Below are 12,144 nucleotides of genomic sequence, written 5' to 3'. Positions count from 1 at the left end.
GCGTCAGTCGGTGTCTCGCTGCTCCTGGGCAGCGCAGCGCTCGCGCATGCCCCGCAGGTAGGCCACGTGATACTCGGCGCTCTGCCCGTCGAGAGTCGTGACCGCCTCCTCGATCAGGGGGCGTGCGGCCCTGGTCTCCGACGTGTCCAGGTACGTCTCGGCGAGGTCGGTGAGGGTCCTGGCCGTGTTGTACGTGTCGCCGTGGTCCCGGAAGTACCGCAGTGCCGTCTCCAGCCGTTCCCGGGACTCCTCGGTCCTGCCCAGTCCGCGCAGCGCCCGGCCGCGGTGGCGCTCCAGCAGGGCCTGTGCGCGCGGGACGTCGGCTGCTCCCTCGTCCGTCGCCGCCATGGCGTCCAGGACCGTACCCGCCTCGTCGAAGCACGAGTGGGCCTCCTGCCATCGCCACTGCCGCAGGCGGAGCAGTCCCAGGAACTCCGTGGCCGATGCGTGGCCGCGGCGGTGGCCGGACGCCTCCTCCGCCCGGATTGCCGCGAGTGCCTCCGTCTCCGCTTCGTCCCAGCGGTACAACTCAGTGAAGGTGTGAGCCAGTTGCGCGTGCAGGGCGCCCGCGTCCGCCGTGCCCGGCCAGTGGGTGTCCGCGAGGCGGGCTCCGATGCGGAGGGCGGGCAGCAGCATCTCGTGGTGGCCCGCCTTGAGTTGCAGCGGCCACAGGGAGCGGCAGATCCGCACGGCGGATGCCGGGTCACCCGACTCCTCCGCGCAGTGGACCGCCTGGACCAGGTTGCCGGCCTCCGCGATCAGCGCGTCCAGGGCCTGGCCCCGGCTCTCGTACGTGCGGCCCCTGCGCGCCGCGGAGGGGGCGGGAACGCGCCAGCTCTCCGGCAGTGCCTGATGGGCCGTGGATACCGACAGGTCGACGTACCGGTTCAGCATCCGGGCCATCGCGGCCGAGCAGCCGGCGATGCCGTCCTCCTGTACGGCGGCGGCCTCCGCGTGGCGGCGGACCGCGGCGCGGTAGTGGTAGCGGGCGTGGCCGTCGGCCGTGGTGTCGCACTCCAGGAGAAGGGCCTGTGCCAGCTCCTCCAGGCTGGCCGCCGCCTCCTCGGGGGCCGTGCCCGCCACGTGGGCGGCCGAGGCCGCGTCGACGGCGGGCCAGGCGCGTACCGCCATCAGCCGGTACAGCCTCGCCGTCGCCGGTTCCAGCAGGCGGTACGTGTCCTCCGCCGCTGCCCGTACGGGGTCGCCGCCGGCGGAACTGTCGGACACCGGAACGGTGAGGCGGGGCGCTGCCGCCCGCAGGGCGTACGGCGATCCGCCGCAACGCGCGAGGACGGAGGGGAGGGCGGCCCGCGCCTCGGCGAGGGCGGGCTTGTCGAGGAGCTTGGTCAGCAGCCGGACCGCGTCCTTGTCCGCGAGCGGGCCGACGGGGACCCGTACCGCGTCGAGGCCCGGGAACGGGCTGCGGGCCACCACGATCATGAACACCGCGGGTGCCGAGGTGAGGAGCGGCCGGACCTGGGCGGCCGAGTGCGCGTGGTCGAGGACGATCAGCAGCTTCCGGTCCGCCACGCAGCGGCGGAAGTACTCGCTCAGGCGGGCGGCAGATGTGGGCATCTCCTCGGCCGGTACGCCGAGTTGGCCCAGGAGATCGCGCAGTACCGCGCCCGGCTCGCGCACACCTTCGGGTCCGGATGCGGCTCCCAGGTCCGTGTGCAGTTGGCCGTCGGGGAAACTTCCGGCCTGTCGCGTGCCCCAGTGCACCGCCAGCTCGCTGGTGCCCATGCCTTCCGCGCCGTGCACGAGGGCCAGTCGCGGGGTTCCGTCCGCGCGGCGGGAGGCCTCACGGTCGAGGGCTTTCAGTGCAGCCTTACGGTCGGTGAAGAACCTGGTCGGCACGGGGAGTGAGGGCCGGCCGGCCCCGAAGACGGGTGCCCCGCCCGCCCCGTGCATGCCGCCCTCCATCCGGGCCGCGAACGCCGTCCAGGAGGCGGCCAGTCGGGGGTCTCGGCGGAACCGGTCCACCATCAGCCTTGCCACGTCGTCCAGTTCGCCCGGGTTGGTGGGTGCCGGAACCTCGCGGCCGGCGATCCGGCGGACGAATCCGCCGGTCGACTCCCATGCCCATTTCCCCGCCTCGTTGGCCATCCCCGAACCGACCGCGCCGAGCACCGTCGTCACAGCCGATACGGCCGACAGCGAAATGGGATCCAGCATGTATCGCACTCCCCGTTCCCGGTGTTCCGCGCGATGCGCCCTCCCCGGCACCGCCGCTGCCACCGTGCGACAGCAATCTATCGACAATCCACCTCGTCGGGCGGCATCCCGGATGCCGAACGCGCGGTGCACGCACGGCGCACGCCCTGCTCACGCCCTGCTCACACACGTCAGCGCGTGGCTGGTGAAGGTTGGTTATCCTGACCAGCGTTCCAGGTGATCGGGGTGGACCCGTCCATCCGATCAGCGCTCCAGGTCATCACGGCGGGCCCGGCCGGCCGCCGGCGCGGGCTGCGCGCCCGTCGAGGGGAGAGTACGTGCAGGGTCCAGCCGCGAGCCGTGGTTCGGTCAGGAAGGCCGAGCAGGCGTGGAGCCAGGCGATGGCGCTGATGCAGCGCGGGGACACCGCGGGCGCCGGCGCACAGTTCGCGCTTGCCGCGACCCACGATCCCTCCGCCGCCGACGCGTGGCTGGGGCTGCACGCGACCGGTCAGCGACAGCAGGAGGCGCTGGACGCCATGCTGCGGTGCTCCGGGACCTTCGGCGCGCTGCGGACGAAGTTCGGGCTGCCGCTGCGGTCCACGTTCCAGATCGGCCACTACGTCACCTTCCGCCTGGAGAACGCGCGCGACCTGTGGCTGGCGGCGATGTCCTCACTGCTGGACAAGAAGCGGGTCGACGAGGCGTGGGCCGGGCTCTCGACCGCGCAACTCGACTGCGACGAGACCCGGTTCGTCTGTACGCGTTACGCGTTCGTCAAGGAGGACTGGGCCCTCGTCCTGAGGTTCGCGACCGGCATCGGTGACGCGTTCCTCTACGACGAGGCTCAGTTGTACGTCGGTGCGGCGCTCTTCGCGCAGGGCGTCTACCACGAGGCACTGAACGTCCTGACGCCGTTGCCCCGGAAGCTGGAGACGGGCAGCCGCTTCGATGCCGAGACCAAGTACTTCATGGGGCGTTCGCTGGAGGAACTGGGGCGGCAGGAGGAGGCGTTGAAGCGGTACCAGTACGCCTTCCGGTGCGCGCCGGGGCTCTTCGATGTCGATGTTCGCGCTCAGGCACGGCCGGCACCCGCCTCCGCTCCCGCCCCGGTCGCGGCGGATCTGGTCCCGCCGAGGCCGGCGCGGCCCGAGACGCCGCCTGCCACGGTGCCGGCTCCGGCCGGAGCCCAGCCTCCCCGGGGCGGCACCGGAGGCGCAGAGCCCGATTCCGGCGGACTGTCCTCCGACGCGCGGGCCCGACTGCTCGCCGAGGCCCAGCAGTCACTGGAGAGCATGATCGGCCTCGAACCGGTAAAGCGCCAAGTGCTCACTCTCATTGCCCAGTTGCGTATGTCGGCGCTGCGGCAGGAGCAAGGCCTGCCCAGCGGTGCGCGGCCCCGGCACTTCGTCTTCGCGGGGCCGCCCGGCACCGGGAAGACGACCGTGGCCCGCATCATCGGCAAGGTCTTCGCCGGTCTCGGGCTGCTGAGTTCGGGCCACGTCGTCGAGGCCCAGCGTGTCGATCTCGTCGGGCAGCACCTCGGCTCAACGGCCATCAAGACCAGTGCGGTCATCGACTCGGCGCTGAACGGAGTGCTGTTCATCGACGAGGCGTACGCGCTGTCCAACGCCGGGATCAGCGGCGGAGACGCCTTCGGCAAGGAGGCCCTGCAGGTGCTCCTGAAGCGGGCGGAGGACGACCGGGACCGGCTCGTCGTCGTACTCGCCGGATACCGTTCCGAGATGACCGAACTGCTGTCGGCCAACCCCGGTCTGGTCTCCCGCTTCAACACGCGGGTGGACTTCCCTTCGTACTCCGCCGAGGAACTGGTCCTCATCGCCCGGTCCGTGCTGGCCACCCAGGGCGACGAGCCCGATGCGGGCGCCGTCGATGTCCTCTCTTCGCTCTGCGCGGCGATCGTGGACGGCGGCAGGGCCGACACCGTGGGAAATGCCCGATTCGCGCGCGAGCTCTGCCAGAAGGCTTCCGCGCAACGGGACCTGCGGCTGTACTCGGCGCACGCCGGCAGCACACCGAGCCGGGAGGAAATGGTGACCGTGCTCGCCGGGGACGTGGTCGCGGCACACGACGAGCTGATGGAGTCCCACGAGCCCGCAAGCGCGGGCGAGGGCGGGAACGGCGGGTGACCCACGCCGCCTAGTACTCCAGCTGTAGACCGCGATCTTGCCGGCTGTGCCTGAGCACCCTCGTCGTGGCGCCCGGCCGGCCGCCCCGGCTACCCTCTGGCCATGGAGCAGGACCACCCCCTCATTCGCGACGTCTTCCCAGATCTCATCGTCGAGCTGACTGCCCTCCTGGAAGATGAAGGGGAACGCGAGCTGGCTATCTGCACGTGGGATCTGCGTCTGGTTGACGAGTGCGGCTGCGGCGATGACTTTTGCCAGAGCATCCGGACGGCAGATCATCCGCCGGGGCAGCCGTACGGCCCGGGCCATCGGTGCGTGCCTCTCCTGCCCGTGGAAGGCATGCTGATCCTGGACATCGTGGACGGCCGGATCATGTACATCGAGATACTCGATCGGCCACCCATGCACCGTCAGGGTTCACAGCCGTGACGTTCGCCCGAGCGGAAGAGAAGTGCGGGCGGGGGCGGGAACGGCGGGTGAGCGACGCCACCCCCTCGTCCGCCCCGCCTCAGGGCGCCTTGAAGTACGCCGGGAACCGCGGCCCCATCCACGGCTTGCGGCCCCACGCGAAGACGCGTCCCCGGGCCATGGCACCCACCGGCGAGCTGCGGCCGAGCGCCATCAGCAGGAACGTGACCGGCTCGATGGAGATCGTGCAGTCCGGGCGGTCCGGCAGTTCGTCGCCCACCTCCGCCGCGCCGTCGGTGAACGTCACACCGAAGCGGCCGCCGCCCCACAGGCGCACCGCGTAGCGGGCGTTCAGCCCTTCCGTGGCGGCGGCGTCGGTCACCCGGGGCATGGCCAGGATCATGAAGGGGAGCGCCAGACGGACCCGTGCGGGGTCGACCATGTGCGGGCGCTTCAGTGCGCGGGCCAGGTCGTAGCCGTGGCCCAGCATGTGTGTCAGGAGGTACGAGCCGAGGACCACGCGGCTCATCGGGCCCATCGGCGTCATCAGCGTCTCGTCCGCCGGATGTCCGGCCACCGCGTCCAGACAGGCGGCGGCCTGCGAAACGATCAACGCGGCCAGGGGCTCGGCGGCGCGCTCCCCGAATGCCGCGAGGGCCTCCTCGTTGGCTGCGGCGATGCCCTGCGGGGTGCCGTCGCCGTGAACTTGCGGGCGCCCGGCAGCCACGTGGGCCATCAGAGCGTTGGCCTGCGCCAGGTGCGCGGCCACCTCCCCCACCGTCCACGTCAGCCCCGGCACGGGAGCGCCGGTGTCGGGGGCGGCGCGCACCAGCTCCGCGATCTCCTCGGCCGTCGCGCGTATCGCCTCGGCCAGCCCCTCGGGCAGGCTTTCAGGCAGCTTGTCCCGGAACGCCTGCCCCTGACCTGCCGTTGAGCCCATTGTGCTGCCGCTCCCGTGAACGCCGTGCCTGCCGCCCGAGCCCGTCGCCCGCGCCTGTTACCTGCGGGTACAGAAGAGCAGCTCACGCGCCCTCCCGGCAAGAGGCCGACGCGCTCCGTTCGAACCCCTCTACGATCGAGCACGTGTGCGCAAACGTGATCATCGCCGAGGACGACGAGAAACAGGCGGAGCTCCTCCGCCGCTACCTCGAACGGGAGGGACACGCCGTCACCGTCGTCGGCGACGGCCTCGCGGCCCTCGACGCGGTCCGGCACCGGGAGCCGGACCTGCTGGTCCTCGACGTGATGATGCCCCGGGCCGACGGTCTGGACGTGGTACGTGTGCTGCGTGCCGAGCACCGCGAGTTGCCGGTGCTGATGCTGACGGCCCGCACCACGGAGGACGATCTGCTGCTCGGCCTCGACCTCGGTGCGGACGACTACGTGACCAAGCCGTACAGCCCGCGCGAACTGATGGCCCGGGTGCGTACGCTCCTGCGCCGCAACCGCCGCGCCGCGAGCGCCGCCGAGGCAGCACCGGTGGATGCGGCCGTCCTGACGGTGGGGACGCTGGTGGTAGATCCCACCCGGCACGTGGTGTCGGTCGACGGCGGGGCGGTGGAGTGCACCCCGGGTGAGTTCAGGATCCTCGCCGCCTTGGCGGCCGAGCCCGAGCGGGTCTTCTCCCGGCAGCAACTGCTCGCGGAACTGCACGGCTTCGACCGGTACATCAGCGACCGCACGGTCGACGTGCACGTGATGAACCTGCGCAAGAAGATCGAGCCCGCACCACGCCGGCCCGCCCGGCTGCTCACCGTCTTCGGCGTCGGCTACAAGCTGACCGACCCGGCGAAGGCCGCGGCACGTGCCTCGTCGTAACGAAGGGCGCCCTCGGGGCCGTACACGCAGCACGTCGCCGTCGGCGGCGTCGCGGACACGGCTGCCGTTGCGCAAGAGCCTTTTCGCCCGGTTGTTGGCCGTTTCGGCTCTGGTGGCGGCGTGTTCGGTCGCGGCCACAGCGTGGCTCGCCGTCCAGACGACCTCCGGCGCGATCCTTAAGGAGCAGGGGCAGAACCTCACCGCCGACGCCCGGATCTACCACAGCCTGCTCGGCTACGCGGCGGCTCATCCCACCTGGGACGGCGTCGGGAAGACAGTGCGCGATCTGGCCGAGCAGTCCGGCCGCCGGATCGCGCTGACCACAGAACAGCGCGCGCCGCTCGCCGACTCGGCCGCACCGGAGACGGCCGCCGCGCTGCCGGACCAGGCGTCGGCGATCGTGGACCCGCTGTCGGTGGACACCGCGCTGGCGGCGGAGAACGCGGGCCCGTCCGGCACCCCGGCGGACCGCGTCGATCCGCGGGCGGTCGGGCCGTTCCGGCTGCCGGCCGCGGAACGTACGGCGTTGCGGCAGATCGCGGACCGGGGCGTGGCCTGTCTCAGCGAGTCCGGGATCGCCTCGGACGTCGTCCTGACCGAGAGCGGGCGCCCGGCGATCCAGGTGGTGGGCAACGCCCCCGCCCGGCTCCAGGGAACCCGCTGCACCACCGCCGTCCTCGACACCCCGACGGCCACGGAGCGAAAGGCCCTGAAGGCGCTCAACCAGCTGACCGACGCCTGCCTGAAGCGGCAGGACCGCAGCGGCGTGGTCCTGAGACTCGATCTGTCCTGGGGACGGACCACGGAACCCGTCCCCATAGCCGTAGCCACCATGCCGCCGACCGAGGCGCCCCGCACCGCACCCGGCATCGAACCGGAGGCCGCGGCGCGCGCCGCTCCGACCCAGACGCCCAGCGTCATGCCGCGCCCCGCCCCCTCATCGGCCGTCGGCACCAGCGAGGACGACCGGGCCATCGCCTCCTGCGTGGGTACGGCACGTCGCGAACAGCTCAGCTCGTACGTCGCCTCGCCCGCCCTGCTGTTCATCAGCGACACCGGCGGTACCACCGTCCCCGGTTTCGACCTCTCCCCGGCGAACACCGCCCGGATCGCCGGCGCGGCTGCTCTCGTCCTGGCCCTCACCGTCGGCGCGTCGGTGCTCGTGGGCGCCCGGCTCGTCCGCCCGCTGCGCGCTCTGACGGGGGCCGCCCAGCGGATGCGGGACGGCGAGGACTCCGCACCGGTTCTGGTCACGGCGGACAACGAGATCGGGCGGCTCGCCGCCACGTTCAACGACATGTCCGCCCACCGCGCACGACTGGAGGCCCAGCGCAAGGCCATGGTCAGCGACGTCGCCCATGAGCTGCGCACCCCGCTCAGCAACATCCGCGGCTGGCTGGAGGCCGCGCAGGACGGACTGGCCGATCCGGACCCGGCGTTCATCGCGTCCCTGCACGAGGAGGCCGTGCAGTTGCAGCACATCATCGACGACCTCCAGGACCTGTCCCAGGCCGATGCGGGCGCCCTGCGGCTGCATGCCGAACCGGTACGGATCGAGGAGTTGCTGAGCCAGGTCGCCGCCGCACACCAGGCCCGCGCCGAGACCGCCGGGGTGACCCTGACGGTGTCGCCACCGCAACCGGCCCGTCCCGTGCCGGCGCTGAAGGCCGATCCGGTCCGGCTCCGCCAGGCCATCGGCAATCTGGTGTCGAACGCCGTCCGCCACACCCCGACCGGCGGGACGGTCACCCTGCGCGCGTACGGCTCCGAGTCGGGGGACGCGGTCCTGGTGGACGTCGCGGACACGGGCACAGGCATCCCGGCCGCCGACCTCGCCCACGTCTTCGACCGCTTCTGGCGCGCCGAGAAGTCCCGCAGCCGTCGCACGGGAGGCAGCGGGCTCGGGCTGGCAATCGTACGGAAGCTCTCGGAGGCCCACGGCGGGACGGCCACGGCGGTGAGCGTGCCGGGCGAGGGCTCGGTGTTCACCCTGCGCCTTCCGGCCGACCGTCCCGGGGACGACCCCGCGAACGGCGCTCCGGCAGCACCTTCGGACAGTCCCCCGGACCGTTCCGAGCAGCCCTGATGCGATGACCACAGCGTCCTGACAGCTTCTTCACAACTTCGCGCCAGCCTGTCGGCATGCCTCGCGCCGCAGTGCGCCCCCGCACCGCGGTGCCGTCGAGGCCGAACTGGAACGGAGCCATGTTTATGCCCCTGCGTACGTCTCTGCGTACCGCCGTCCTCACCGCTGTCGCGGTCGGCGCGGTCTGCGTACCCGCCACCTCGGCGTTCGCCGACTCCTCGCCCAGGCCCACAGCCGCTCCCGCTTCGCCGCGTACCGAGCCCTCCCCCGTCGTCACCCGGACACCCTCCACCGCCACCCCGTCCGAGGTGCCGCGTGGTGGCACGGGCCACCGCCCGAGGCGCACCGCCACCCCGTCGGTCATGCCTCGGGGCGGTGTCGCGGCCGGTGAGCAACTGGCCGGCGCATCGGGCGACAACACCGCCACGGTCATGGGTTCCGCCGTGGCCGCCCTGCTGGTCGGCGGCGCCGGAACGGTCGTTCTGCGCCGCCGCCGCAACGGCTGACCCACCCGCAAACCGAACAGCCCGCAGTGGCGCCGTCCTTCACCGGGGCGGCGCCTCTGCCGTCGTCGCCCGAACGTCACAGGAGCTCGCTCTCATGTCCCGTACGACCTCGTCCCTTTGGCGCATTCGCACCGCGCTGCCGGTGTACGCCTGCCTCGCCCTGACCGCGCTTCCCGCACTGACGGGCTGCTCCGGCTCATCGCCGTCGAAGTCCCCGGCCTCAGCGGCGCAGGCCCCCACCACGGTCGGCACTCCTGATGCCGAAGCCGCGGACACACCTCCGGCGAAGGACTCCGCCCAGCCACCGGTACACGTCTCCATCCCCTCCCTCGGGGTGGACAGCGACATCATGCACCTGGGTCTCAACACCGACGGAACGGTCGAAGTCCCGCCCGCCGAGAAGGGCATGACCGTCGGTTGGTACACCGGCGGCTCGATGCCCGGCGAGCCGGGGCCCGCCGTGCTGATCGGCCACAACGACACCCACCTCGGCAAGGCCGTCTTCCACGACCTCAAGAAGATCGCCAAGGGTGCGGACATCACCGTCCGGGACGAGCGGGGCACCGAGCTCCACTTCAAGGTCACCGGCCGCGAAACAGCGAACAAGACGGCGTTCCCGACCGCCCGGGTCTACGGACCCACCAAGGACCGGGCGCTGCGCCTGATCACCTGCGACGGCGCGTTCGACGCCCAGGGGCACCCCGTCGACAACCTCATCGTGTACGCGACGAGGCGGTGACGGAAGCCGGGGGCGCGGACGTTGTCAGAGGCGGACGCTAGCGTTCGGCCCATGTCCCGTACGACTCCGCCCCGCCCCGTCGACATCGCCGCCCACTTCCCGGAGTTGGCGCCGCTCGCCCGCACCGCCGTCCGTCTGCATCCACGGCCTGGCGCGCCGACGCCTGCCGACAGCTCCGTCGGAGGCCCGCTGCTGTGGCCCGTGGACGAGCCGTGGCCCGTCTGCTCCGAGCACACCGGGCCCTGGCTCGTCGGCTACCGGCAGGAGGACCTGCGGAAGGTGCGCCGCATCCTGACCGAAGGCTGGTCCCGGCCCCGGACACCCGGGACCGACTTCCTCACTCCCGACGAGCGCGCCTTCGTCAGCGGTCTCGGGTACAGCGGCGTGCGTCTGTCTGTCGACGGCCCCGTTCCGCTGCTTCCGGTGCTCCAGGTGTACGCCAGGGACGTACCGTCGTTGCCCCGCCCGCCGGGCACCGACCTGCTCCAGGTGCTCTGGTGTTCCTTCGAGCACGGCGCCGACTGCATGCCGGGCGTTCGGTTGCGCTGGCGCACGGCCGATTCCGTCGGCGCGACGGCGGGCGTTGTACCGGCGACCGTGATCAGTGAGGGCGAGGCGCTGCCCGAACCCTGTCTCCTCAGCCCCGAACCGGTCACCGAGTACCCCGCCCCGCACGAGCTGGCGGACGACCTCCGTGAGCGGATCCGCATCTGGGAGGAGGGCAGGCCGTACGACTATCAGTACGACCTCGCCGTGGCCCCTGGCTGGAAGCTGGGCGGGTGGGGGAACTGGAGCTTCAACGATCCCTGGCCGATGAGCTGCGAGGAGTGCGGCAGCGGGATGCGTCCGTTGCTCACGGTGGACAGCAGCGAGTGGGACGGCGGCACGGGCAGCTGGTGCCCGCAGGAGGAGCCTGCCGAGGAGGAACGCCCGCTGTATCCGCTCTCCCATCAACCCACCATGGTCTCGATCGGCCGCGGCTACACGATGCAGGTGTACGTGTGTCCGGAGTCGTTCGACCATCCGCATCTGCAGGTGATGCAGTAGGTCCGGGCCGGGGACGAACCGGAAGGACGACCGCGGGCACCTGATGGACCGCGGCTGGAAGGACTCCCGGCACCCGCCGTCTACCCACGGGTAACTCCCCCTGCTTTCATAGGGCCAGGACCTCACCACCCCCAACTGCAGCAGCAGAATCAGGAGTCCAGGTGCCCCACTCCGCGCTTCGCCGTATCTCCGGTGTGACCCTGTCCGCGCTTCGCCGTATCTCCGGTGTGACCCTGTCCGCCGCGCTCGCCGCCGTCACCCTGACCGTCGGCGCCCCGCACGCGTCGGCGGCCGCCGGCACTCCGTCCCTGCGGGTGCTCACGTACAACACGTTCCTGATGAGCACGAACCTCTACCCGAACTGGGGCCAGGCCCACCGCGCGGCGGAGATACCGAAGACCGCCTTCTTCCGTGGCAACGACGTCGTCGTGCTCCAGGAGGCCTTCGACAACGCGTCGTCGGACGCCCTGACGGCCAACGCATCGGCCCAGTACCCGTTCCACACCCCGGTGGTCGGCCGGAGCAGGAGCGGGTGGGACGCCACCAGCGGGTCGTACTCCGCCACGACACCCGAGGACGGCGGCGTCACCGTCCTCAGCAAGTGGCCGATAGTCCGGCAGGAACAGCACATCTACAAGGACGCCTGCGGCAGCGACTGGTGGTCCAACAAGGGCTTCGCCTATGCCCAACTGAGCGTGAACGGCGCCCGGGTGCACATCGTCGGCACCCACACCCAGTCCACCGATCCGGGCTGCGGTGCGGGCGAGGCGGCGGAGATCCGGGGACGGCAGTTCCGGCAGATCGACGCGTTCCTCGACGCGAAGAACATCCCGGCGTCCGAGCAGGTGATCGTGGCCGGCGACCTCAACGTCGACTCCCACTCCCCCGAGTACGCGTCGCTGCTGGCGAACGCCGGGCTGACCGGGGCGGACGCCCGTACCGGCCACCCGTACTCCTTCGACACGCAGGACAACTCGATCGCCGCCGACCGCTACCCCGACGACCCGCGCGAGGACCTCGACCACGTGCTGCACCGTGCGGGCCACGCGAAGCCGTCAGGGTGGACGAACGAGGTGGTCAAGGAGGACAGCGCGCCCTGGACCGTGTCCAGCTGGGGCACGGACTACACGTACACGAACCTCTCCGACCACTACCCGGTCGTCGCAGCCGCGCAGTAGCCCGGCGGACGGCTCCGGCCCCGCACCCGGTCCTTCCCGGCTCGCCGCCCGTACCGCA

Annotated in this window: 10 protein-coding genes; 8 read left to right on the top strand and 2 right to left on the bottom strand. The window is 71.7% G+C overall.

Annotation, left to right across the window (positions count from 1 at the left end):
- Positions 1-3: 3 nt before the first annotated feature.
- Positions 4-2,175: a tetratricopeptide repeat protein gene (locus ABT025_RS20310; RefSeq protein WP_350996024.1), complete on the bottom strand. Its 2,172-nt coding sequence runs from the start codon at positions 2,173-2,175 to the stop codon at positions 4-6.
- 317 nt (positions 2,176-2,492) lie between these two features.
- On the opposite strand from ABT025_RS20310, the gene ABT025_RS20305 reads away from it, so the two are divergent.
- Together ABT025_RS20305 and ABT025_RS20300 are read left to right on the top strand one after the other, a co-directional pair.
- The gene (locus ABT025_RS20305; protein ID WP_350996021.1) at positions 2,493-4,304 is read left to right on the top strand and encodes an AAA family ATPase; all 1,812 of its coding nucleotides are present in this window, start codon (positions 2,493-2,495) and stop codon (positions 4,302-4,304) included.
- Positions 4,305-4,406: 102 nt separating this feature from the next.
- The gene (locus ABT025_RS20300; RefSeq protein WP_350996018.1) at positions 4,407-4,733 is read left to right on the top strand and encodes a hypothetical protein; all 327 of its coding nucleotides are present in this window, start codon (positions 4,407-4,409) and stop codon (positions 4,731-4,733) included.
- Positions 4,734-4,812: 79 nt separating this feature from the next.
- Here ABT025_RS20300 and ABT025_RS20295 read toward each other — a convergent pair whose 3' ends face one another.
- Entirely contained in the window at positions 4,813-5,652 is an 840-nt protein-coding gene (locus ABT025_RS20295) for a maleylpyruvate isomerase family mycothiol-dependent enzyme (protein WP_350996016.1), read from the bottom strand.
- Between the two features lie 143 nt (positions 5,653-5,795).
- On the opposite strand from ABT025_RS20295, the gene ABT025_RS20290 reads away from it, so the two are divergent.
- From ABT025_RS20290 to sph, 6 genes are all read left to right on the top strand, one after another.
- Positions 5,796-6,530, top strand: a complete 735-nt coding sequence (locus ABT025_RS20290) for a response regulator transcription factor (RefSeq protein ID WP_350996014.1) — start codon at positions 5,796-5,798, stop codon at positions 6,528-6,530.
- 67 nt (positions 6,531-6,597) lie between these two features.
- The gene (locus ABT025_RS20285) at positions 6,598-8,616 is read left to right on the top strand and encodes a sensor histidine kinase (protein ID WP_350996012.1); all 2,019 of its coding nucleotides are present in this window, start codon (positions 6,598-6,600) and stop codon (positions 8,614-8,616) included.
- A 125-nt stretch (positions 8,617-8,741) separates the two neighbouring features.
- Complete coding sequence (locus ABT025_RS20280) at positions 8,742-9,122, top strand: sortase-dependent protein (RefSeq protein WP_350996148.1); 381 nt, start codon at positions 8,742-8,744, stop codon at positions 9,120-9,122.
- A 94-nt stretch (positions 9,123-9,216) separates the two neighbouring features.
- Complete coding sequence (locus tag ABT025_RS20275; RefSeq protein ID WP_350996010.1) at positions 9,217-9,861, top strand: class F sortase; 645 nt, start codon at positions 9,217-9,219, stop codon at positions 9,859-9,861.
- Positions 9,862-9,912: 51 nt separating this feature from the next.
- Complete coding sequence (locus tag ABT025_RS20270) at positions 9,913-10,908, top strand: hypothetical protein (protein WP_350996008.1); 996 nt, start codon at positions 9,913-9,915, stop codon at positions 10,906-10,908.
- 161 nt (positions 10,909-11,069) lie between these two features.
- Positions 11,070-12,086 (top strand): sphingomyelin phosphodiesterase, encoded by a 1,017-nt coding sequence (gene sph / locus ABT025_RS20265; protein ID WP_502971989.1) that lies wholly within the window; start codon positions 11,070-11,072, stop codon positions 12,084-12,086.
- Positions 12,087-12,144: the final 58 nt, after the last annotated feature.

The sequence above is a fragment of the Streptomyces sp. NPDC002809 genome, from assembly GCF_040295435.1.
Classification (GTDB): Bacteria; Actinomycetota; Actinomycetes; order Streptomycetales; family Streptomycetaceae; genus Streptomyces.
Note: the sequence above shows the minus strand (reverse complement) of the source record. Positions and strands in the feature narration are given on the sequence as shown.

Bases quoted from the DNA above. Each gene is read 5' to 3' on its own strand.
- ABT025_RS20310 (WP_350996024.1), bottom strand. From the start codon at position 2,175: ATGCTGGATCCCATTTCGCTGTCGGCCGTATCGGCTGTGACGACGGTG.
- ABT025_RS20300 (WP_350996018.1), top strand. From the start codon at position 4,407: ATGGAGCAGGACCACCCCCTCATTCGCGACGTCTTCCCAGATCTCATC.
- ABT025_RS20295 (WP_350996016.1), bottom strand. From the start codon at position 5,652: ATGGGCTCAACGGCAGGTCAGGGGCAGGCGTTCCGGGACAAGCTGCCT.
- ABT025_RS20280 (WP_350996148.1), top strand. From the start codon at position 8,742: ATGCCCCTGCGTACGTCTCTGCGTACCGCCGTCCTCACCGCTGTCGCG.
- ABT025_RS20275 (WP_350996010.1), top strand. From the start codon at position 9,217: ATGTCCCGTACGACCTCGTCCCTTTGGCGCATTCGCACCGCGCTGCCG.
- ABT025_RS20270 (WP_350996008.1), top strand. From the start codon at position 9,913: ATGTCCCGTACGACTCCGCCCCGCCCCGTCGACATCGCCGCCCACTTC.